This window comes from Tessaracoccus sp. ZS01 (assembly GCF_022342445.1).
Lineage (GTDB): Bacteria > Actinomycetota > Actinomycetes > Propionibacteriales > Propionibacteriaceae > Arachnia.
Genome location: NZ_PQFE01000001.1, coordinates 353,200 through 373,179, shown reverse-complemented (window position 1 = coordinate 373,179; position 19,980 = coordinate 353,200). Strand labels below are relative to the sequence as shown.

Here is a 19,980-nt window from a genome sequence, read left to right as displayed (position 1 = left end):
TGGACGGGGATCCGCGCTCAACGATAGCGCCCCGGGGGAAGCACCAACTCTACGCAGACCAGGCACGGCCGTCGACGCTGTTGCTTGTCTGAATGTGGTTCGATGGTCACGATGAGCGAGCACGACGACGCCGGCCCGGTGCAGGGTCCCCCTCCCCCTCCGCCCGAGGAACGCGCGGAGGAAGAGATGGTGCTCGCCGCGCACCATCCACTCCGGGAGGAAGACCCGCCCAAGGTGGGCGACTTCTGGCTCGACGCCAGGCTGACCGCCACCCCGGCGGGCACCACCTTCGTCGCGCACGAGGACGGCGGCGACTCCGTCATGCTCCTCCTGCTCTCAGAGGGCGCGGCGCGCGACGCCGCGGCCAGGGCCCGGTTCTCCGGTGAGATCAACGCCATGCACATCGACACCGTCGTCGCCCGCGGCGGCGAGGACCAGGACGAGGGCCGCACCGCCGTCCGGTACCGCAGCGAGGACGACGATCCGCACCTGGCCCATCTGCTGCCCCTGGCGCCGTGGGCTGCGCTGGCGTTCGACGGATCGCTCGCAGCCGTCGAGGAGGCGGACAGGGTGCTGCGCGCCGTCGACCTCTCGATGGCGCCGCCGCTGAGCCAGCCGGCGGGCCCCGACTACCGGTTGCACTGGATCGACAAGACCGGCCACGGCGCCACCCGGCTCTGGCCGCTGGCCTGGCCAGGTCGTCGCGACCGCGCCTCCTGGATCACCATCCTCGTGTCGTTCCTGGTGATGGCGCTACTCTCGGCCCTGGCTCTCCTGATGGCGATCCTCGCCTTCCAGAACCAGCCCCCCGTCGACGCTCCCCCGCCCATCCCGTCGCCGGCGGAGGGCTCCGGTGACGGGTCGGGCTCGCCCAGTCCGGCGTCGGCCTCCCCCCAGTCGGGAGAGCCGCAGAGCGGCGAGCCGTCCAGCCCGTCGCCGGGCAGCGACGGTGGGCCGTACAGCGACTCGCCCTCCATGGAGGTCCCCAGCGACGGGGACTCCGGCCCCGGCGGCCCGAGTGTCAACCCGAAGCTCTGAAGCGCCGGGCCTGAGCCGGCCCTCCGCCTTCTCAGAGGCCCTCGAGCACCTGTCGCCTGGCTACTTCGCGCTCGTGATGGGGACCGGCATCGTCTCGATCGGCCTACACGAGATCGGTGTGGAGCCGCTGTCGATGGCCCTGCTGGTGATCGCCGCCATCTCCTATGTCGTGCTCTGGGTGCTCTACGTGTGGCGCGCCGTCGCCCATCGGGCCGCGATGCTGCATGACCTGCGCGGGCCCGAGATGGCGTTCGCCTACTTCACCGTGGTCGCGGGCACGGACGTGCTCGCCGTCCGGCTCATGGCCGCCGGTTATGTCACCATCGCGCTGCCGCTGATCTTCCTGGGCGCGGTGCTCTGGTTCGTGTTCGGGTACGTGTTGCCGTGGCAGGTGTTGATGACCCGCGACGGGAAGCCCATCCTGGCCAGGACCAACGGAACCTGGTTCATCTGGGCGGTCGCCAGCCAGTCACTGGCCATCGGCATGACCCGCATCATGCCGTTCTTCCCGAACGGGCAGGCGTGGATCGGGATTCTCGCCGTGCTGTCCTGGTCGGTCGGTGTGGCGCTGTATGCGGGCATCTCCATCCTCGTGCTCCTGCGCATCGTCCACTTCGGCATCACGCCGCGCGAGTTCGAGCCGCCCTACTGGGTGGCCATGGGCGCAATGGCGATCGCGGTCGTCGCGGGCAGCAACATCGTCGCCATGGATTCGACGCCCATGGTCGACGCGACCCGGACGCTGATCGCCGGCACCATCGCCATCTTCTGGAGCTTCTGCCTGTGGCTCATCCCGATCCTGGTCGGCGCCGGCTTCTGGCGGCACTTCGTGCACCGGGTGCCGCTGGTCTACGTGCCCACCTTCTGGTCGATCGTCTTCCCCGTCGGCATGTTCGCCGTCGCTTCGATCAACGTGGGTCGGGTCGACCGGCTGCCGTTGGTGGAGGCCATCGGCACCGTGTTCCTGTACGTCGCGCTGGCTGTGTGGGCGGTCGTGTTCGCCGCCATGATGCGGCGGGTGGTCATGGTGTTCCTGCCCCGGACGGCGCGGCCGGAACCCCACGCGTTGGGCAGGGACAGGCGTAACTGAGTATCCTTCTTCCCCGAGGGGCATTAGCTCAGCCGGTTAGAGCAGCGGACTCATAATCCGCCCGTCGCGGGTTCAAGCCCCGCATGCCCCACCGTCAGGCCAGCGCTTCAGCCAGGTCCCGCAGCCAGGCCGCGACACCGTCGGGGCCCTCTGCGAGTACATCGGCCTGGGCCGCCATCGCCGGCTGTTCCGCGGACCCGCTGATGACGGCGCAGGTGATGAGGCCCCCGTCGCGCAGTTCCCGGAGCAGTTCGAAGGCCGGCAGGTCCCCCAGGTCGTCGCCGCACATCGCCACGACGGTGGCGCCGGTCTCGTCGACGAGGGCCCGGAGCGCGTCGCCCTTCGTCATCGCCGAGGCGCGCAACTCAAGGACGTTTCGGCCGGGCTCCAGGATCAGCCCGTGGCGCTCGGCAACCGCAGCCAACTGCGGCTCCAAGGCCCGGAACGCCAAGTCGGGGTCTGTGCTGCGACGCGTGTGGACGCCGAGCGCGCGGCCTTTGTCCTCCAGCACCACACCGTCGATGGTGCAGCTTGCGATGATCTCCTCCACCTCGGGGCGGGCAGCGGCGACATTCTCCGGCACCGACGGCGCGGTCTCCTCGCCCGTGGCCGCATCCCAGCGCTCCGCGCCGTACTGGCCCAGGACCACCAGGTTGCCCAGCCCTTCCCGCTCCGCCAGCCGACCCAGGCGCCGCACCACCGCGACCCCGCGCCCGGTGATGATCGCCACGTGCCCGAGCACGCCGCCGAGCCGGGCGAGGGCCCCGGCCGCGCCGTCGTGCATCCGGGAGTCCTCCGGGTCGTCGACGATGGGGGCCAGCGTGCCGTCGAAGTCGAGGGCGAGCAGCACCCGGGACGGGTCTGCCACGGCCGCGGAAAGGAAGCCCTGGGCATGGTTGGTCACTGCGTTCCAGCTCATGTCCCCTACCATGCCATGCCTGCGTTCTCAGGTCGTCCGACCTCACATGACAAGCTCACTCGCTAAGGTGATAGACGACCTAGGAGGAAAAATGTCCGAGCGCGCACGCTTTGTCGTTGTCGCCAACCGGCTTCCCGTCGACCGCATCACTGCAGATGACGGGAGCGTCGACTGGCGCACTTCACCCGGTGGCCTGGTCACCGCTCTCGAGCCCGTGATGCGCCGCATGGGCGGCGCATGGGTGGGCTGGCACGGCGCATCAGGTGAGAGCGTCGCGCCGTTCGAACACGAGGGCTACTCCGTCGTGCCGGTGCCGCTGAGCGCCGAGGAGTACGAGGAGTACTACGAGGGCTTCTCCAACGCCACCCTCTGGCCGCTGTACCACGACACCGTCGCCTTCCCCGAGTACCACCGCGAGTGGTGGGACGCCTACGTCACGGTCAACCGTCGCTTCGCCGAGGCGACCGCAGAGGTGGCCGACGAGGGTGCCACCGTGTGGGTGCAGGACTACCAGCTCCAGCTGGTGCCGAAGATGCTGCGCGAGCTGCGCCCGGATCTGCGGATCGGCTTCTTCCTCCACATCCCGTTCCCTCCCACCGAACTGTTCCAGCAGCTGCCGTGGCGCAGCGAGATCCTCGAGGGTCTGCTCGGTGCCGACCTGGTGGGCTTCCAGGTGCCGGGCGGCGCCCAGAACTTCCTGCGGCTCGTGCGCCAGCGCACCACCCACCGTGTGGAACGCGACCGGGTGCGCGTCTCGGGATCGCACGTGTGCACCGCCCGCGCCTACCCGATCTCCATCGACACAGAGGGCTTCGAGGCCCTGGCCCAGACGCCTGAGGTCATCGCCGAATCCGAGGCCCTGCTGGAGGAACTGGGACATCCCAAGCGCATCTTCCTCGGCGTGGACCGGCTCGACTACACGAAGGGTCTGCGGCAGCGCATCCGCGCCATGGGCGAACTCTTCGAGGAGGGCCAACTCGACCCGGCAGACACGGTGTTCCTCCAGGTGGCCACCCCGTCGCGCGAGCGCGTCGAGGAATACAAGCGGCTGCGGGACGACATCGACCTCCTGGTGGGGCGGATCAACTCGGAGGTGGGTGGGGTCGGCCGCCCGGCCATCTCGTATCTGCACGCCGGCTTCCCGCGGACGACGATGGCGGCGATGTACCGCATCGCCGACGTCATGGTCGTCACCCCGCTGCGCGACGGCATGAACTTGGTGGCCAAGGAGTACGTGGCATGCCGCCCCGACACCAACGGCGCTTTGGTCCTCAGCGAGTTCGCCGGCGCGGCGCAGGAGCTCAAGCAGGCCTACCTGGTCAATCCGTACGACCTCAACGCGATGAAGGAGGTCGTCATGCAGGCGGCGACGGACCCGGCCCGGGAACGCCAGCGCCGCATGCGGGCGCTCAAAAAGCAGGTGCGCGGCAACACCATCGAGCACTGGGCCGACAATTTCCTGGGTGACCTCCAGAACACCGACGGCTGAAGCGGGTCAGTTCAGCGCCTCGAACTTGCGTGACCAGGCGGAGCGGATCGGGTTCGCGTCGGCCACGAGGGCGTCGAAGCGGCGGTCGGCGATGTTGGCCACCTCGCCCACGGTCTTGTGCAGTTCGCGTTCCGGTGAGGCCTCCACGCGCACCCAGCTCTCCTCCACCACGGAGTCGAGCGTGGTGGTCGCGTTCAGCGACACCACGAGCGGGAAGCCGAACTTGTCCTGGTACGCGCGCGACACGGCCATGAGGTTCTCGCGGTCGTGGTCGTCCATCCGGTCGGCCGCCAGCGACCCGGTCTCGGTGAACGCGGCGATGTCCGACGGCGTGTGACCGGGATCCTCGTCGAGGAGCAGGTCGGCGATGTCGCGGTACCTGTGGATCAGCGTGTGCTGCTCATCCGAGGTGCCGCTCATCAGCGAGTTCTGGAAAGCCGCCCGCAGTTCGGCCGTCGAGTGGAAGGGCCGCGACTGGAAGGCTGCGCGGATGGGCCAGGTCTCCTCCGGGTAGAGGGCGCGGAAGGTCTCCACGAAGCTGTCCTCGTCCATGGCGTTGATCTGTTCGAGGTTGAGCGGGTCCCGCCCCGACGTCGCCACATCCGGCCCACGACGGCGACCGACGTGGAAGAACAGCAGGTTGAGGATGATCGCGGTGATGGCGCCGATGGTGACGCCGGAACCGAAGAAGATCTGGAGCCAGCCGGGCACCGCCTGGGCGATGGAGGGCTGCAGCGTGACGAGCATCGCCAGCGCCAGCGACGTGGAGACGATGACCTGGTTGCGGTTGTCGTGCAAGTCGGCCTTGCCGAGCGTCTGGATGCCGACGAAGGCCACGTTGGCGAACATGGCCAGGGAGGCGCCGCCCAGGACCGGTCCGGGGATCGCCGCGACGATGGCGCCGGCCTTGGGAAGGAGCCCGAGGATGATCATGAACGCGCCCGCCATGGCCACCACCCAACGTGACTTGACCCGCGTGAGCCGGACGAGGCCCACGTTCTGCGCGAAGCACGTGTAGGGGAAGGAGTTGAGCACGCCGCCGAGGGCGGTGGAGAGCCCGTCAGCGCGCAGCGCCCCGGCAATGTGCTTCGGAGTGATGCGCTTGCCGACCACCTCACCGGTGGCGAAGACGTCGCCGGTGGTCTCGACGGCCGTGATGGCCATCACGATCAGCATGGACACGATCGCGGCGAAGGTGAACTTGGGCATCCCGAACCAGAACGGGGTGGTCACGCCCACCCAGGAGGCGTCGGCCACGTGGGTGAATGAGGTGTCGCCCAGGATGACGGCGACGGCCGTGCCCAGGACCAGTCCCATGAGGACGGCGACGGTGGCCATGAAGCCCTTGAAGAAGCGCTGCATCAGCACGATCACGCCGAGCGTCGCCAGCGCGTACGCAAGGTTCCGCGTCAGTTCCGCACCCGCGGCGTTCTCGCCGCCGGCGCCGCGGACGATGTCGCTGGCCGCCACACCGATCAGCGTCGCGCCCATCACCGTGAGGAGGGTCCCGGTGACCACCGGCGGGAAGAAGCGGATGAGCTTGGAGAAGTAGGGGGCGACGAAGAACGTGGCCAGACCCGCGACGATGATCGAGCCGTAGATCTCCGGCAGGCCCTCCCTGCCACCGCCTGCCGCCAGGCCGATGGCGATGATCGGCGACACTGCGGTGAACGTCACACCCTGGATGAGGGGCAGTCGTACGCCCACCTTCCAGAAGCCGACGGACTGGATGATCGTCGCGATGCCACACGTGAACAGGTCGGCGTTGATCAGGTGGATGAGGTCCTGGGTGGACAGGTCCAGCGCGCCCGCGATCACGATGGGGACGATCACGGCGCCGGCATAGAAGGCCAGGACGTGCTGCAGCCCGAGGACGGTCAGCTTGGGCACCGGCGGTACCTGGTCAACGGGGTGAACGCGGCGCTCCAGCGTGGCGGCGGACATGGGCTGCTCCTGTCACGAAAAATCGACTGGCTAAAGCTACCCCCAGCACCTCCGATTCGCCATCCGGCAGAATCATCTGCTAACGTTCTTCATCGCGTGGTCATCCACTGACCACCGGTCCCTGGTAGCTCAATTGGCAGAGCATCTGACTGTTAATCAGAGGGTTACTGGTTCGAGTCCAGTCCGGGGAGCTAGAGCAAACAAGCTCTGACAAGCTGAACGGCCCTTCCAAGCTCCATTGGAGGGGCCGTTCTTTGTTGACGAGGTCGGTTGCTGCGGCCCTCACCCCACTATCTCTGCCGACCTCCCTTAGGCTTCGTGCCATGGCCAAGAAGCAGCACGGCGGCACGGGCACGCCCGCCACCAGCGCCCTGGACCAATCGAAAGTGCCCTACACCATCCACACCTACGACCACGATCCCGCCTCACCCTCCTACGGTCTCGAAGCAGCGGAGGCGCTGGGCAGGCCTGCGGAGGAAGTGTTCAAGACGCTGCTCGTCGATACCGGCGCGGGGCTCGCCGTCGGAGTGGTCCCGGTCCATCTGCAACTGGACCTGAAGGCGCTCGCGGGCGCCCTGGGGGTCAAGCGCCTCACCATGGCCGCTCCTCCCGCGGCCGAACGCTCCAGCGGGATGGTGGTCGGGGGCATCTCCCCCATCGGTCAGCGCAAGCCGCTGCCCACGGTGCTCGACGCGTCGATGCAGGACAGGCCGACGGTGCTGGTCAGCGGCGGACGACGCGGCCTCGACGTCGAACTCGCCCCTGCTGACCTGGCGCGCCTCACCGCGGCCACCTTCGCTGCCATCGCCAGGTGAGCCACCCGGCCCGGCCGCTAGCCTGTCCACCATGGCCTGGTCAGACATCTTCCCCTTCATGGGTGTGTCCATCCGCTGCGGTGACCTCACGCTCAGCGCGATGACGCCCGACGACGTCTCGGCGCTGCTCGCCGTCGCGGGCCGCGGCATCGTGCCGGACGGTTCCGGCTACCCGTTCCTCACCGACTGGGCGCTGCTCCCGAAGGACCAGCGGGAGCTGAGCTCCACGCAGTTCTACTTCTCGAGCTGGAGCGCCGCCCGCCCCGAGCGTTTCGAGCTCCTCATGGTGGCGCGTCAGGGAGACAGGGTGCTGGGCGCCCAGGACCTGCGGGCGGCCGACTTCGCGGTGCGCCGGACGGGCTTCACCGGGTCCTGGCTGGGCCGGGAGTTCCATGGCAGCGGCATCGGCACCCGCATGCGTCAGATGATCTGCGCCTTCGCCTTCGACGAACTGGGCGCCATCGAGATGCGCACCGAGGCCTATGCCGACAACCCGGCATCGAACAGGGTGAGCCAGAAGACCGGCTACCGGGAGTTCGATCGCGCCCGCGTCAACCGCTTGGGAGAGGCCGCCACCGAGGTGCGCTACAAGCTCACCCGGGAGCAGCTGACCAGGCCGGAGGAGCCGATCAGCTACGACGGCGGCCAGGCCCTGCGCCGATTCCTCGGCATCTCCTGGGTCAGCCCCCGATGAGGCGTTCGTAGTCCTCGCGCATCTCGCCGGGCGGAACCTCGTTCCATACGACGGCCAGCTTGCGGTCCTCGCCGAAGCCGAGGATGTAGCTGCCGTGATCCACCTCATAGCCACCGGACGGCAACTGCTTGCCCTCAGCGATGTCGATGCCGAGGCTCAGCGCGGCAGGCTTGATCAGGTCGAGGCTGCCGGTGAGCCCGATGAAGGACTCGTCCACCCGGCGCAGGTACTCCTTCAGCGCCTCGGGGGTGTCACGGGCCGGGTCCGTCGTCACGACGATGAGCGTGATGTCATCGACTATCTCAGGCGGGAGCCGGCGCTTGGCCGTGGCCATGTCCGCCATGATGCCGGGGCACACGTCGGGGCAGTTGGTGTACCCGAAGAAGAGGGCCAGGGCCTTGGTGGTGACGTCCGTGGCCAGGTTGAACGGGTTGCCGTCCTGGTCCGTCAGGGTCACGTCAGGAACGGGGTTGCCCCCGCCGGACAGGTGCGTGCCGTGCCACTCGCCCGCCCCGTCGATCTCGGCCGCAGGCCCGTTCGCACCGGGGCTACAGGCGGCCAGCAGGGCAGTGGCACCGGCGCCGAGGAAGAGACGCCGTCCTATCACCGGCGAGCCCGCTCGACGCCCGCCGCCAGGTCGTCGGCCAGCGCCCGGAGCTTCTGCAGGTCCCCGTGCATGTCCAGCCCGTCCGACGACATGCACTTCACCAGTGCCGAACCGACGATCACCAGATCCGCGAAGCTGCCGATCTCGGCCGCCTGGTCCCCATCGCTGACGCCCAGGCCGATGCCGATGGGCAGCGACGGATCAACGGCGCGGGCGCGCTCGACGATCACCGGGGCTGCGTCGGAGGTCTGGCTCCGCACGCCGGTCACGCCCATGACGGACGACGCGTAGACCCAGCCGCGGCAGGACTCCATGGTGAGCGCGATCCGCTCGTCGGTGGATGAGGGGGCGATCAGGAAGACCCTGTCGACGTCGTGCGCGTCCGAGGCCTCGAACCACTCCGGGCAGTCGTCCGGCGGCAGGTCCGGCGTGATGACGCCCGCTCCGCCGGCCGCCGACAGGTCCCGGGCGAACGCGTCCACCCCATAGGCCTCAACGAGGTTCCAGTAGGTCATGACCATCGGCGTGGCGCCGGCCGATGCCACGGCTTCGACGGCGAGGAAGGCGTCCCTGGTGCGGACGCCGCGCGCGCGGGCCTTGGTGGTGGCGTGCTGGATGACCAGCCCGTCCATCAACGGATCCGAGTACGGGATGCCGATCTCGACGATGTCGGCGCCACGGCCCTGCGTCCCCTCGACGATGGCCTTCACCACCGACAACGAATCCGGCACCGTGGGGTAGCCCACCGGGTAGTAGCCCACCAGCGCTGGGCGTCCCTCATCGAGACAACGGGCGACGGTGGCACCGGATTTACCGAGGCGTTTGGGGTCTGTGAACTGGCTCATTCGAACGCTCCCACCGTGACATCCGGCTTACCGGACAGGCCGAAATACTCGAACGCGGTGGCCACATCCTTGTCGCCGCGCCCGGAAAGGCACACGAGGATCGACGGCGTCGCGGACGGATCCTGCTGCGCCAACTGCCGGCCCAGCCGCAGCGCCCCGGCCAGGGCGTGCGCCGACTCGATGGCCGGGATGATGCCCTCCGTGCGGGTCAGCAACTTGAAGGCTTCCATGGCCTCCGCGTCGGTGACCGGCTGGTAAACGGCGCGGCCCGTGTCTGCCAGGTGGGCGTGCTCGGGGCCGACACCCGGGTAGTCGAGGCCTGCGGAGATCGAGTGCGACTCGATGGTCTGCCCGTCCCCGTCCTGAAGCAGGAAGGTGCGTGCACCATGCAGCACTCCGGGGGTGCCGGCGGTGATGGTTGCGGCGTGACGTCCGGTCTCGATGCCGTCGCCCTCTGCCTCGAAGCCGTACAGGCCGACGCCCTCGTCGCCGATGAACTCGTAGAACATGCCGATGGCGTTGGAGCCGCCACCGACGCAGGCCGCCACGTAGTCCGGCAGGCCGCCGTGGTCGTCGAGCATCTGCTGGCGTGCCTCGACGGAGATGATGCGCTGCAGTTCACGCACCAGGTACGGGAACGGGTGCGGACCGCCGACGGTGCCGATGAGGTAGTGCGTGTGGTCCACCGTCGTCACCCAGTCGCGCATGGCCTCATTCATCGCGTCCTTGAGCGTGCGCGAGCCCGCCGCGACCGCGTAGACCTCGGCACCGAGCAGCTGCATGCGGGCCACGTTCAGCGCCTGGCGCTGCGTGTCCACCTCACCCATGTAGACGCGGCACTCGAGCCCCAGCAGCGCCGCCGCGGTGGCGGTGGCCACCCCGTGCTGGCCTGCGCCCGTCTCTGCGATCACGCGGGTCTTGCCCATGCGCTTGGTCAGCAGCGCCTGCCCCAGGACGTTGTTGATCTTGTGGGCGCCGGTGTGGTTCAGGTCCTCGCGCTTGAGCAGGATGCGGGCGTTGCCCGCGTGCTTCGAGAACTCGTCGGCGACCGTGATCGGCGTGGGCCGGCCGGCGTAGTCGCGCTGCAACCTGGCCAGTTCGGCGTGGAACGTCGGGTCCGCCCAGGCCTCGTCGAACGCGACGATCAGTTCGTTCAGCGCCGCTTGGAGTGCTTCGGGCACGAAACGGCCACCGAAGCGGCCGAAGTGTCCCCGGGAATCGGGAAGGCTCATCAGTGCATTGCCCTTTCTGCAGCGGCCATGAAGCCGCCGATGGCGTGGGTGGGGTCGCCGTGCTTGACGAGCGCCTCGCCCACGAGGATGACGTCGGCCCCCTCGGCCGCGACGCGAGCGACGTCGTCGGCGGACAGGATCCCCGACTCCGCCACCTTCACGGCGGCATCGCCGATGCGTTCAGCCAGGCCGCCGAAGGTGGCCAGGTCGACATCGAGGGTCTTCAGGTTCCGGTTGTTGACGCCGATGAGGCCGGCCCCGACGGCGAGCGCCCGGTCCACCTCCTCGGCGGTGTGGGTTTCGACCAGCGCGGTCATGCCGAGCTCTGCGGTCAGCCCCAGGAAGCGGGTGAGTTCCTCGTCGGTGAGCGACGCGACGATCAGCAGCACCAGGTCTGCACCGTGCGCGCGGGCCTCGTGGAACTGGTACTCCTCCACCATGAAGTCTTTGCGCAGCACCGGGATGCGCACGCGCTCACGCACGGCGTCGAGATCTGCCAGCGAACCGTTGAACCGGTGCTTCTCCGTGAGCACGGAGATGGCAGCGGCGCCGCCCGCCTCGTAGGAGGCGGCGAGCGCGGCGGGATCCGTGATCACGGCGAGGTCGCCCTTGGACGGCGACTTGCGCTTGACCTCGGAGATCACGGCGAGTTCCGGCGCGCGGAAGCGGGGCATCGGGTCGAGTGCCGGCGCTGCCTGCTGGGCGGCGCGAATGATCTCGTCGATGGAGGTGCGGGCCTTGCGTTCCTCGAGGTCTCGCCGGACTCCGGCGATGATGTCGTCGAGGACGGTCACGGCTGACCCAGACCCATGGCCTTCATGATCATGGTGGTCAGTGCCCCGACGAGAATCACGGCTGCACCGACGATGACCCAGAGCCACGCCGGGCCCAGCATGGCGGCCACGCAGGCGATGGTGAAACCGACAGCGGTCAGCACCGATCCGGTCCAGGCGGCAGGGCTCCGGCCGTGGTGGTAGTACTTCGGGGTACGTGCCATGTGCGCGACCTTTCTCTGAACGAGGGGGGTTCAGCCCCCGAGCCTACCCTCTATCAGTCGGGTCGGCACCGTCGTCCATCGCCTTCCAGAGGTCCTCCGGCTGCTCCGGCGACTGCACTTTCGGGCGGCGCCGGGGCTTCCAGAACCAGAAGAGCAGCGCGCCCGAGGCCAGCACCCCGAGGATGGGCCAGATGACCTCGGTCATGCCGTCGCCATGGCCTCTGCTCGCCCGATCGCCGCGATGACGGCGCGCGCCTTGTGGGAGCACTCGGCGTCCTCCGTCTCCGGTACCGAATCCGCCACGACGCCGGCGCCGGCCTGGACATAGGCGACACCGTCGGCCAGCACCGCGGTACGGATGGCGATGGCCACGTCCGAGTTGCCGGCGAAGTCGAAGTAGCCCACCACTCCCCCGTACAGGCCCCGCCGCGAGACCTCCAGCCGGTCGATGATCTCCATGGCCCGCACCTTGGGCGCGCCCGACAACGTGCCGGCCGGGAAGCAGGCCAGCGTCGCGTCGAGGGCGGTGCGGCCAGCCTCGACCCGGCCGGAAACCGCGGCCTCCAGGTGCATGATGTGGCTGTAGCGGCGCACGTTCATGAACTCGTGGACGGTGACCGAACCGGCTTCGCAGATGCGACCCAGGTCGTTGCGGCCCAGGTCCACGAGCATCAGGTGCTCCGCCTTCTCCTTGGGGTCCGCCAGCAGCTCCTCCGCCATCAGGCGGTCCTCCTCCGGTGTCCGGCCCCGGGGCCGCGAACCGGCGATTGGCCGCGTGGTGGCCACGCCGTCCTGCACCGTGACGAGTGCCTCCGGGCTGGAGCCGACGATGTCGAAGCCCGGCAGGCGCATCAGATACAGGTAAGGGCTGGGGTTGGTGAGGCGCAGCGCGCGGTACACCTCGAAAGCATCGGCGGTGGTGGGGATGTCGAAGCGCTGCGACACGACGATCTGGAAGGCCTCGCCCGCACGGATCTCGCCCTTGACCTCGTCCACCATCGAGCGGAACTCCTCCGGCGTGCGCTGGCGATTGACCTCGGGCGTGCGGGGCTCACCCTCCTGGCACACCAGCGCGACGCGGGGCTGGCGCACCTGCTCCGCCATGGTCTCGACGGCGGCCACGGCGTCGTAGTAGGCGCGCTCCGCGCCCTCCGGCGTGCCGTCGTAGTTGATGGCGTTGGCGATGAGCCAGAGTTCGCCGCGGTGGTGGTCCAGCACGGCCAGTTCGGAGCTGAGCATCATGACCAGCTCCGGCAGTTCAAGTTCGTCGACGGTGGTCTCGGGCAGCTTCTCGAGCCGGCGCACCACGTCGTAGCCCAGGTAGCCCACCATGCCCGCGTGGAACGGCGGCAGGCCGGGGGTCGCCGGGGTGGCCAGCTCCGCCAGGGTTTCGCGGAGGACGACGAGCGGGTCGCCGTCGGCGGGGATGCCCACCAGCTCGCGGCCGATCCAGGCCGCCTGGCCGTCGCGCTCGGTGAGCATGGCTGCGGAACGCACGCCCACGAAGGAGTAGCGCGACCAGACACCAGCGTCTGCGGATTCGAACAGGAACGTTCCCTCCCGGGCGCCGCACAGCGCCTGATAGAGCGCGACGGGGGTGAGGTCGTCTGCGAGCAGCTTGGCGTGCACGCTGATGACGCGACGATGGTTGGCGAGTTCGACGAACTCGTCGAGCGTGGGAGAGACGATCACTGGGCAGTGTCCTGAGCGGTCAGAGGGGTGAAGAAGCAGGTGCGGTTGCCGGTGTGGCAGGCGGCGCCGGTCTGGCGCACCCTGAGCAGGATGGTGTCGCCGTCGCAGTCGACGCTCACGCTCTCGATGGCCTGGTGGTGGCCGGAGGTCTCCCCCTTGACCCAGAATTCCTGCCTGGACCTCGACCAGTAGGTGGCCTTGCCGGTGGTGAGGGTGCGGCGCAGCGCCTCCTCATTCATCCAGGCCATCATCAGGACCTCGCGGGTCTCTGCGTCCTGGGCGATGGCGGGCACCAGCCCGTCGGAGTTGTAGGTCACAGTCGGCATGAGCATCATTGTGCCGCACCTGTGCGAACCGCCTCCTAGACTGCCCACATGAAGTTCGTCCACCGCCAGCGCGCCGCCCTTGCAGACCTGCTCGAAGAACTGGGGCCGTTCGCCCCCACCATGTGTGAGGGCTGGCAGACCCAGGACCTGGCCGCCCACCTGTACGTACGTGAACACCGCCTGGACGCCCTGCCCGGCATCGGCTCCGAGCGTTTCGCCGGCCACACCGAGCGGGTCCAGAACCTCGAGCTGCACCGCCGCGGGTTCCTGCCGCTGGTGGAGGCCGTCCGCAGGCCCGGCTGGATCATGCGGCCGCTGGATCAGCTGGTGAACTCCTCAGAGTTCTTCATCCACCACGAGGATGTCCTGCGGGCCAACGGCCGCTCGCAGACGCTCACCGCCGAGGAGCAGGAGCACCTGTGGCCGTTGGCGAAGGTCCTGGCCAGGCGTGCCCAGATGCGGTTCGGCGGGCGGCTGCTCATGACCCGCACGGACACAGGCTACGAACACCAGATCGGTCAGGGGGACCGCACCGTGCACCTCGCCGGGCTGCCGTCGGAACTGCTCCTGCACCTGAGCCAGCGCGAGGGCGACGTCACGCTCACGGGCGAGACGGCCGCCATCGACGCGTGGCGTACCGCGATCAGTCCGTTGTGAGCTTCGCGAGGATCAGTTCGCGCACCTTGGCTGCATCGGCCTGGCCGCGCATGGCCTTCATGATCTGACCGATCAGCGCACCGGCCGCCTGGACCTTGCCGCCGCGGATACGCTCGGCGATGTCCGGGTTGGCGGCGATCGCCTCGTCGACGGCGGCACCCAGGGCGCCTTCATCGGAGACGACGGCGAGGCCACGCTTCTCGAGGACCACGGCGGGTTCCCCTTCGCCGGCGAGCACCCCGTCGATGACCTGACGGGCGAGCTGGTCGTTGACCTTGCCCTCGTCCACCAGCGCCTGCACCGCAGCCACCTGAACGGGAGTGATGGCGAGGTCCTCCAGCTCGATTCCGGTTTCGTTGGCCCTGCGGGAGAGGTCTGAGACCCACCACTTACGGGCGGCGGCCGGCGAGGCACCTGCGGCGACGGTGTCCTCCACCAGCGCCAGGGCACCGGCGTTGACGATGCCGCTGAAGTCGGTGTCGTTGAAGCCCCACTCGCCCTGGAGGCGGCGACGGTGTTCCGTCGGCGGTTCCGGCAGTGTGGCGCGCAGTTCCTCCACCCAGGCGCGCGACGGCGCGATCGGCATCAGGTCCGGCTCCGCGAAGTAGCGGTAGTCCTCCGCGTCGGACTTCACGCGGCCGGCCGAGGTGGTGCCGTCGGCCTCATGCCAGTGGCGGGTCTCCTGCACGATCGAGCCACCGGCGTCGAGGATGGCAGCCTGCCGGGTCATCTCGTAGCGCACCGCGCGCTCGATGGAGCGCAGGGAGTTGACGTTCTTCGTCTCGGTGCGGGTGCCGAGCTTGTCGCTCCCGACGGGGGCGATGGACACGTTCGCGTCGCAGCGCAGCGAGCCCTGCTCCATCCGCACGTCGGACACGCCGAGGGCCTTGAGCAGGTCTCGCAGCTGCGCCACGTAGGCGCGTGCCACCTGGGGCGCCTTGTCACCGGCGCCCAGGATGGGCCGGGTGACGATCTCGATGAGGGGCACGCCTGCACGGTTGTAGTCGATGAGCGAATAGTCCGCCCCCTGGATGCGGCCGGAGCCGCCCACGTGCGTCGCCTTGCCTGCGTCCTCCTCCATGTGCGCGCGCTCGATCTCAACGCGGTAGGTCTCGCCGTCGACCTCGACCTCGACCCAGCCGTCGAAGGCGATGGGTTCGTCGTACTGGGAGGTCTGGAAGTTCTTGGTCATGTCCGGGTAGAAGTAGTTCTTCCGGGCCATGCGGCACCACTCGGCGATCTGGCAGTTCAGGGCCAGACCGATGCGGATGGCGGACTCGACGGCCTTGCCGTTGATCACCGGGAGCGAGCCGGGCAGGCCCAGGCACACGGGGCACACGTGGGTGTTCGGGTCGCCGCCGAATTCGTTGGCGCAACCGCAGAACATCTTGGTGTTGGTGTTCAGTTCGACGTGGGTCTCGAGACCCAGCGCAGGCTCATACCGGGTGAGGAGATCGTCGTAATCGACCAGTTCAGTCATCAGTAAACCGCCTTCGATCCCTCGAGCTGAGTCATTTCGCGCCACATCGGGCCGCCCCACTGCGCTTCCAGCGCCCGCTCCAGCACTGCACCGACCCGGTAGACGCGGGCGTCCTCCATGGGCGGGGCCATGACCTGCAGGCCGGTGGGCAGGCCGTCGCTGAGGCCCGATGGGAACGAGCCGGAGGCGTTGCCCGCCATGTTCGACGGGATGGTGCAGAGGTCTGCCATGTACATGCTCATGGGGTCTGTCATCCGTTCCCCCACCTTGAACGCGGTGGTGGGCGTGGTGGGCGAGACCAGCACGTCGACCACCTCGAAGGCGCGGTCGAAATCCGCCTGGATGAGCGAGCGGACCTTCTGCGCCGAGCCGTAGTAGGCGTCGTAGTAGCCCGCGGAGAGTGCGTAGGTGCCGATGATGATGCGGCGCTTGCCCTCGCGGCCGAAGCCGGCCTCGCGGGTGAGGTTCATGACCTCTTCCGCGGAGCGGGAGCCGTCGTCGCCGGCGCGCAGGCCGTAGCGCATGCCGTCGAAGCGGGCCAGGTTCGAGCTGAGCTCCGCCGGCTGGATGAGGTAGTACGCGGGCAGCGCGTAGGTGAATGCCGGGCAGGACACCTCGACCACCTCGGCCCCGGCCTGACGCAGCAGTTCCACCGCCTCGTGGAAGCGCTCGAGCACGCCCTCCTCGTAGCCGTCGCCCCTGAACTCGGTGACGATGCCCACCTTCATGCCCTTGAGGTCGGTGGCCTGCGCCGCCGCCACGAGTTGGGGTACGGGCTGGTCGAGCGACGCGGAGTCCTTCGGGTCGTGGCCGCTGATGATCTCCTGCAGCAGGGCCGCGTCCTCGGCGGTGCGGGCGCAGGGCCCGGGCTGGTCGAGGCTGGAGGCCATGGCCACCAGCCCGAAGCGCGACGAGCCTCCGTAGGTGGCCTTCACCCCGACGGTGCCGGTGACGGCACCCGGCTGGCGGATCGAGCCGCCGGTGTCGGAGCCGATCGCCAACGGCACCATGAACGCCGCGACGGCCGCTGCCGAACCGCCGCCGGAACCGCCGGGCACCCTGTCGGTGTCCCACGGGTTGCGGCTGGGGCCGAAAGCGGAGGTCTCCGTCGAGGAGCCCATCGCGAATTCGTCCATGTTGGTCTTGCCGATGATGACCAGGCCGGCATCGCGCAGGCGAGCCACGACGGTGGCGTCGTAGGGCGGCACCCAGCCTTCGAGCATGCGGGAGCCGCACGTCGTCGGGAAGTCGGTGGTGCAGTAGTTGTCCTTGACCCCCACGGGCACGCCGGCCAGTGGACCCAGTTCCTCGCCGGCTGCGCGGCGTTGGTCCACGGCGCGTGCCTGCTCGAGCGCGTGCTCAGCGTCGACGGCCAGGAACGCGTTCAGGGCGGGGTTGAGCGCCTCGATCTGCTCGAGGCAGGCGCGGGTGAGTTCCTCGGAGGTCAGTTCCCGGGCGGCCATCAGCCGGCCCAGTTCAGCGGCGGACTTCGTGATCATCTGGCTCAGTCCTCGCTCAGGATCTGGGGCACGCGGAAGCGGCCGTCCTCGTGGTCCGGCGCGCCGGAGAGTGCCTGCTCCTGCGTGAGGCCGGGGGTGACCACGTCGTCGCGGAACACGTTGCTGACAGGGAGGGCGTGGGTTGCCGTCGGCACGTCGGGGCCCGCGACCTCCGACACGCTGCGGACGGATTCCAGGATGACGTCCAGCTCGGGGGCAAGCTCCGCGCACTCCTGCTCGGTGAGCTGGATGCGGGCCAGAGCGCCCAGCCGGGCCACGTCGTCGGCGGTGAGACCCACGTCGATACTCCCTCGGTTGGTGCGGTGCCGCAGGATGCGGCCTGCCCCATCTTAGGGGTAGACGGCGGGGGTCATCCCCCGGTGAGGATGAGGTAGAACATGCGCCCCAGGAAGAACAGCCCGGTGGCGATGGCCAAGGTGATAACCGGCACGATGATGCGCTGGAACTTCTTCCACCGCGTGCCGGGGACGCCACGGGCGCCCCACGAGCCACGGGCCGGCTGCACCCGGGTGGGCGTCTGGCCGTCGAGGTTCAGGTTGGAGAACATGCGCACCTGCCCAGCTTAGGCGCTGGCGGCGCACTGCCCATCCCCTCAGCCCTGGCCGAGGAGTTCCTCGGTGAGGGAGGCAGCGCGGGCGAGGGCGTCGAACTGCGGCACGACGTCCGTCTGCCGCCACCCGGCCAGCCCGCAGGCAGTGCCGAGCAGCAGGTGGTCGCCGCCCTCTGCCTGGATCGCCCGGAGCACGCGCAGGGCTTCGTTCACCAGGGCATCCACCCCCTGCGGTTGCCCCAGGCCAGTGTCGACGACGCCCAGCACCAGGGTGCGGCGTTCGTCGGCCCACTGCGCCAACTCATCCAGATCCGCCAGGCGGGAATCGACGGCGGCCCCGGCGAACCCGGCGCGCCGGGCCAGTTCCAGCCAGCGGCCGGGCGCGCAGTTGTGCAGGAGGGCACCGTCGGCGAAGGGCTTCAGGGCCTCGACCGCATCAGCCTCCGAGACACTCCGGTGCCTGCTGAAACCGCTAGCGGTGGGGATGTCGCCCCCGACGACGGCGCCGAGCGCCGGTTCGTCCACCTGCACCAGCACGGTCGCGTCGGGCAGGCGCCGGCCGAACTCACCCCGGAGCACGGCCACCGCCTCGACGAGGGCCTCAGCCAACTCCCGACGCGCCCCGTGATCTGCCAGCAGCCGGTCGCCGGTGGGACGCTCGACAGACGAGGCCAGCGTCCACGGCCCTGTGACGGCGACCTTCAGGGTGCCCGCGAAACCCTGCAGGAGTTCTTCCGCATCGTCCAGGTCGTGGCGCCACTGTGCCCTCGCGCGCCGATGTTCGGCGTCCGGGTGGTGGGTGAGCCGCCACCCGGCGGGCTGCAGGTCGAACGCAAGCCCGCCGATGAGGCCCAGCGTGCGCCCGATCATCGCCGAGGCCACTCCCCTGGCGGGCAATTCCGGCAGCGGCAGCACGTCGGGCAGCGCCTCTGCCATCGAGGAGAGGGCGCCACGGAAATCCGTGCCGGGCAGCGACCCGGCAGCGGTGATCCGCATCAACGCGCCTCGGCGATGACGGCCGAGCCCACCACGCGGCTGCCGTCGTAGACGACGACGGTCTGGCCTGGGGCCACTCCGGAGGCGGGCTCGTCGAGCGCCACCACCAGGTCGCCGTCGAGAAGGGAGATCGTGGCGTCCTGCGGGATGCCGTGCGCCCGGTACTGGGCGTGACCGCGCCAGCGACCCTCGATGGGCGACTCCGTCCAGGTGGGACGGATGCCGCGCAGGGAACGCACCGCGAGATCCTCGCGGGCACCCACGACGACGGTGTTGCTCACCGGCTCGATGCTCAGCACGTAGCGTGGTTCGCCCGTGGGGGCGGGGACGCGCAGGTCGAGGCCCTTGCGCTGGCCGACGGTGTAGCGGTGGTGGCCCTGGTGTTCGCCGAGCACCTGCCCGTCGGCGTCGATGATCGGGCCCGGCCTGTCGTCGAGGTAGCGCGAGAGGAAGCCCTGGGTGTCGCCGTCGGCGATGAAACAGATGTCGTGGCTGTCGGGCTTCTTCGCCACGCCGAAACCGAGCGCGGCCGCCTCCTGGCGCACCACGGGCTTCTCCACGTCGTGCAGCGGGAACAGGCAGCGGCTCAACTGCTCCTGGTTCAACATGCCCAGCACGTAGGACTGGTCTTTGGCGGCGTCAGCAGCGCGGTGCAGTGACACCGACCCGTCGTCGTGGCGCTGCAGGTCCGCGTAATGCCCCGTGGCGACGGCGTCGAAGCCCAGCGCAACACCCCTGTCGAGCACGGCGGCGAACTTGATCTTCTCGTTGCACCGCAGACAGGGGTTGGGGGTGCGGCCGGCCTGGTACTCGGCGATGAAGTCCTCGACGACCGCCTCGTGGAACTCCTCAGCAAAGTCCCACACGTAGAAGGGGATGTCCAGCTTGTCGGCCACGCGGCGGGCGTCGTGCGAGTCCTCCAGCGAGCAACAGCCGCGGGCTCCGGAGCGGTACGACGCGGGGTTCTTCGAGAGCGCCAGGTGCACGCCCGTCACATCGTGGCCCTCGGCCACGAGGCGCGCGGCGGCGACGGCGGAGTCCACTCCGCCTGACATGGCAACCAGAACCCGCATGGCCCTCCTTGGGTGA

At 69.2% G+C, this 19,980-nt stretch carries 22 protein-coding genes and 2 tRNA genes; 8 read left to right on the top strand and 16 right to left on the bottom strand.

The annotated features are described in order from the left end of the window. Window positions 1-111: 111 nt before the first annotated feature. The 3 genes from C3E87_RS01830 to C3E87_RS01820 all read left to right on the top strand — a co-directional run bounded on the left by C3E87_RS01830 (window position 112) and on the right by C3E87_RS01820 (window position 2,219). A complete protein-coding gene (locus C3E87_RS01830; protein WP_143570845.1) occupies window positions 112-1,038 on the top strand; it encodes a hypothetical protein in 927 nt (308 codons plus the stop codon). Next, window positions 1,019-2,128, top strand: a complete 1,110-nt coding sequence (locus tag C3E87_RS01825) for a tellurite resistance/C4-dicarboxylate transporter family protein (protein ID WP_198928174.1) — start codon at window positions 1,019-1,021, stop codon at window positions 2,126-2,128. Before C3E87_RS01830 ends, C3E87_RS01825 begins: the two co-directional genes overlap by 20 nt. A 17-nt stretch (window positions 2,129-2,145) precedes the next feature. Beyond that, window positions 2,146-2,219: transfer RNA gene (locus tag C3E87_RS01820), tRNA-Ile, on the top strand. Window positions 2,220-2,222: 3 nt separating this feature from the next. On the opposite strand, the gene otsB is transcribed toward C3E87_RS01820, so the two are convergent. Next, on the bottom strand, window positions 2,223-3,047 hold the full coding sequence (gene otsB, locus C3E87_RS01815; RefSeq protein ID WP_083665314.1) for a trehalose-phosphatase: 825 nt from the start codon (window positions 3,045-3,047) through the stop codon (window positions 2,223-2,225). A gap of 91 nt (window positions 3,048-3,138) precedes the next feature. Here otsB and C3E87_RS01810 point away from each other — a divergent pair, with 91 nt between their 5' ends. Further along, on the top strand, window positions 3,139-4,536 hold the full coding sequence (locus C3E87_RS01810; RefSeq protein WP_076058613.1) for a trehalose-6-phosphate synthase: 1,398 nt from the start codon (window positions 3,139-3,141) through the stop codon (window positions 4,534-4,536). Between the two features lie 6 nt (window positions 4,537-4,542). Here the strand turns inward: C3E87_RS01810 and C3E87_RS01805 are convergent, their stop codons facing one another. Next, entirely contained in the window at window positions 4,543-6,480 is a 1,938-nt protein-coding gene (locus C3E87_RS01805; protein WP_076058611.1) for a solute carrier family 23 protein, read from the bottom strand. 118 nt (window positions 6,481-6,598) lie between these two features. On the opposite strand from C3E87_RS01805, the gene C3E87_RS01800 reads away from it, so the two are divergent. The 3 genes from C3E87_RS01800 (at window position 6,599) to C3E87_RS01790 (ending at window position 7,989) form a co-directional block, all read left to right on the top strand. Beyond that, a tRNA-Asn gene (locus C3E87_RS01800) sits at window positions 6,599-6,671 on the top strand. Between the two features lie 132 nt (window positions 6,672-6,803). After that, window positions 6,804-7,295: a Cys-tRNA(Pro) deacylase gene (ybaK, locus tag C3E87_RS01795; RefSeq protein ID WP_076058608.1), complete on the top strand. Its 492-nt coding sequence runs from the start codon at window positions 6,804-6,806 to the stop codon at window positions 7,293-7,295. A 31-nt stretch (window positions 7,296-7,326) separates the two neighbouring features. Further along, window positions 7,327-7,989 (top strand): GNAT family N-acetyltransferase, encoded by a 663-nt coding sequence (locus C3E87_RS01790; RefSeq protein ID WP_076058605.1) that lies wholly within the window; start codon window positions 7,327-7,329, stop codon window positions 7,987-7,989. Here C3E87_RS01790 and C3E87_RS01785 read toward each other — a convergent pair. From C3E87_RS01785 to hisI, 8 genes are read right to left on the bottom strand one after another with little or no spacing between them, the layout of a single operon-like run. After that, window positions 7,976-8,596: an SCO family protein gene (locus tag C3E87_RS01785; RefSeq protein WP_158069025.1), complete on the bottom strand. Its 621-nt coding sequence runs from the start codon at window positions 8,594-8,596 to the stop codon at window positions 7,976-7,978. The genes C3E87_RS01790 and C3E87_RS01785 overlap by 14 nt on opposite strands. Further along, window positions 8,593-9,441, bottom strand: a complete 849-nt coding sequence (gene trpA / locus C3E87_RS01780) for a tryptophan synthase subunit alpha (RefSeq protein ID WP_076058603.1) — start codon at window positions 9,439-9,441, stop codon at window positions 8,593-8,595. Before trpA ends, C3E87_RS01785 begins: the two co-directional genes overlap by 4 nt. Next, a complete protein-coding gene (gene trpB, locus C3E87_RS01775; protein ID WP_076058601.1) occupies window positions 9,438-10,673 on the bottom strand; it encodes a tryptophan synthase subunit beta in 1,236 nt (411 codons plus the stop codon). Before trpB ends, trpA begins: the two co-directional genes overlap by 4 nt. After that, window positions 10,673-11,467, bottom strand: coding sequence for an indole-3-glycerol phosphate synthase TrpC (trpC, locus tag C3E87_RS01770; protein WP_076058599.1), 795 nt, complete (start codon window positions 11,465-11,467; stop codon window positions 10,673-10,675). Before trpC ends, trpB begins: the two co-directional genes overlap by 1 nt. Further along, the gene (locus C3E87_RS01765; protein ID WP_076058596.1) at window positions 11,464-11,670 is read right to left on the bottom strand and encodes an HGxxPAAW family protein; all 207 of its coding nucleotides are present in this window, start codon (window positions 11,668-11,670) and stop codon (window positions 11,464-11,466) included. The genes trpC and C3E87_RS01765 overlap by 4 nt, the downstream gene beginning before the upstream one ends. A gap of 43 nt (window positions 11,671-11,713) precedes the next feature. Beyond that, the gene (locus C3E87_RS01760; RefSeq protein ID WP_158069024.1) at window positions 11,714-11,875 is read right to left on the bottom strand and encodes a hypothetical protein; all 162 of its coding nucleotides are present in this window, start codon (window positions 11,873-11,875) and stop codon (window positions 11,714-11,716) included. Further along, entirely contained in the window at window positions 11,872-13,362 is a 1,491-nt protein-coding gene (locus C3E87_RS01755) for an anthranilate synthase component I (RefSeq protein ID WP_233120663.1), read from the bottom strand. Before C3E87_RS01755 ends, C3E87_RS01760 begins: the two co-directional genes overlap by 4 nt. Beyond that, window positions 13,359-13,688, bottom strand: a complete 330-nt coding sequence (gene hisI, locus C3E87_RS01750; RefSeq protein ID WP_369819247.1) for a phosphoribosyl-AMP cyclohydrolase — start codon at window positions 13,686-13,688, stop codon at window positions 13,359-13,361. The genes C3E87_RS01755 and hisI overlap by 4 nt, the downstream gene beginning before the upstream one ends. Before the next feature lie 48 nt (window positions 13,689-13,736). Here hisI and C3E87_RS01745 point away from each other — a divergent pair, with 48 nt between their 5' ends. Then, complete coding sequence (locus tag C3E87_RS01745) at window positions 13,737-14,345, top strand: TIGR03085 family metal-binding protein (protein ID WP_076058592.1); 609 nt, start codon at window positions 13,737-13,739, stop codon at window positions 14,343-14,345. On the opposite strand, the gene gatB is transcribed toward C3E87_RS01745, so the two are convergent. The 6 genes from gatB to mnmA form a co-directional block, all read right to left on the bottom strand. Then, window positions 14,332-15,828, bottom strand: coding sequence for an Asp-tRNA(Asn)/Glu-tRNA(Gln) amidotransferase subunit GatB (gatB, locus tag C3E87_RS01740; RefSeq protein ID WP_198928189.1), 1,497 nt, complete (start codon window positions 15,826-15,828; stop codon window positions 14,332-14,334). The two genes, C3E87_RS01745 and gatB, sit on opposite strands and share 14 nt — an antisense overlap. Then, window positions 15,825-17,333, bottom strand: coding sequence for an Asp-tRNA(Asn)/Glu-tRNA(Gln) amidotransferase subunit GatA (gene gatA / locus C3E87_RS01735; RefSeq protein WP_198928188.1), 1,509 nt, complete (start codon window positions 17,331-17,333; stop codon window positions 15,825-15,827). The genes gatB and gatA overlap by 4 nt, the downstream gene beginning before the upstream one ends. Continuing rightward, a complete protein-coding gene (gene gatC / locus C3E87_RS01730) occupies window positions 17,330-17,623 on the bottom strand; it encodes an Asp-tRNA(Asn)/Glu-tRNA(Gln) amidotransferase subunit GatC (protein ID WP_076058586.1) in 294 nt (97 codons plus the stop codon). Before gatC ends, gatA begins: the two co-directional genes overlap by 4 nt. 71 nt (window positions 17,624-17,694) lie before the next feature. Next, on the bottom strand, window positions 17,695-17,898 hold the full coding sequence (locus C3E87_RS01725) for a hypothetical protein (RefSeq protein ID WP_143570844.1): 204 nt from the start codon (window positions 17,896-17,898) through the stop codon (window positions 17,695-17,697). Window positions 17,899-17,937: 39 nt separating this feature from the next. Beyond that, window positions 17,938-18,891, bottom strand: a complete 954-nt coding sequence (locus tag C3E87_RS01720) for a uroporphyrinogen decarboxylase family protein (RefSeq protein ID WP_076058582.1) — start codon at window positions 18,889-18,891, stop codon at window positions 17,938-17,940. After that, window positions 18,891-19,964 (bottom strand): tRNA 2-thiouridine(34) synthase MnmA, encoded by a 1,074-nt coding sequence (mnmA, locus tag C3E87_RS01715; RefSeq protein WP_076058580.1) that lies wholly within the window; start codon window positions 19,962-19,964, stop codon window positions 18,891-18,893. Before mnmA ends, C3E87_RS01720 begins: the two co-directional genes overlap by 1 nt. Window positions 19,965-19,980: the final 16 nt, after the last annotated feature.

Coding starts and splice junctions, on each gene's coding strand:
- C3E87_RS01830 (WP_143570845.1), top strand. CDS start 112: ATGAGCGAGCACGACGACGCCGGCCCGGTGCAGGGTCCCCCTCCCCCT.
- otsB (WP_083665314.1), bottom strand. CDS start 3,047: ATGAGCTGGAACGCAGTGACCAACCATGCCCAGGGCTTCCTTTCCGCG.
- C3E87_RS01810 (WP_076058613.1), top strand. CDS start 3,139: ATGTCCGAGCGCGCACGCTTTGTCGTTGTCGCCAACCGGCTTCCCGTC.
- C3E87_RS01805 (WP_076058611.1), bottom strand. CDS start 6,480: ATGTCCGCCGCCACGCTGGAGCGCCGCGTTCACCCCGTTGACCAGGTA.
- ybaK (WP_076058608.1), top strand. CDS start 6,804: ATGGCCAAGAAGCAGCACGGCGGCACGGGCACGCCCGCCACCAGCGCC.
- C3E87_RS01790 (WP_076058605.1), top strand. CDS start 7,327: ATGGCCTGGTCAGACATCTTCCCCTTCATGGGTGTGTCCATCCGCTGC.
- trpA (WP_076058603.1), bottom strand. CDS start 9,441: ATGAGCCAGTTCACAGACCCCAAACGCCTCGGTAAATCCGGTGCCACC.
- trpB (WP_076058601.1), bottom strand. CDS start 10,673: ATGAGCCTTCCCGATTCCCGGGGACACTTCGGCCGCTTCGGTGGCCGT.
- C3E87_RS01765 (WP_076058596.1), bottom strand. CDS start 11,670: ATGGCACGTACCCCGAAGTACTACCACCACGGCCGGAGCCCTGCCGCC.
- C3E87_RS01760 (WP_158069024.1), bottom strand. CDS start 11,875: ATGACCGAGGTCATCTGGCCCATCCTCGGGGTGCTGGCCTCGGGCGCG.
- hisI (WP_369819247.1), bottom strand. CDS start 13,688: ATGCCGACTGTGACCTACAACTCCGACGGGCTGGTGCCCGCCATCGCC.
- C3E87_RS01745 (WP_076058592.1), top strand. CDS start 13,737: ATGAAGTTCGTCCACCGCCAGCGCGCCGCCCTTGCAGACCTGCTCGAA.
- C3E87_RS01720 (WP_076058582.1), bottom strand. CDS start 18,891: ATGCGGATCACCGCTGCCGGGTCGCTGCCCGGCACGGATTTCCGTGGC.
- mnmA (WP_076058580.1), bottom strand. CDS start 19,964: ATGCGGGTTCTGGTTGCCATGTCAGGCGGAGTGGACTCCGCCGTCGCC.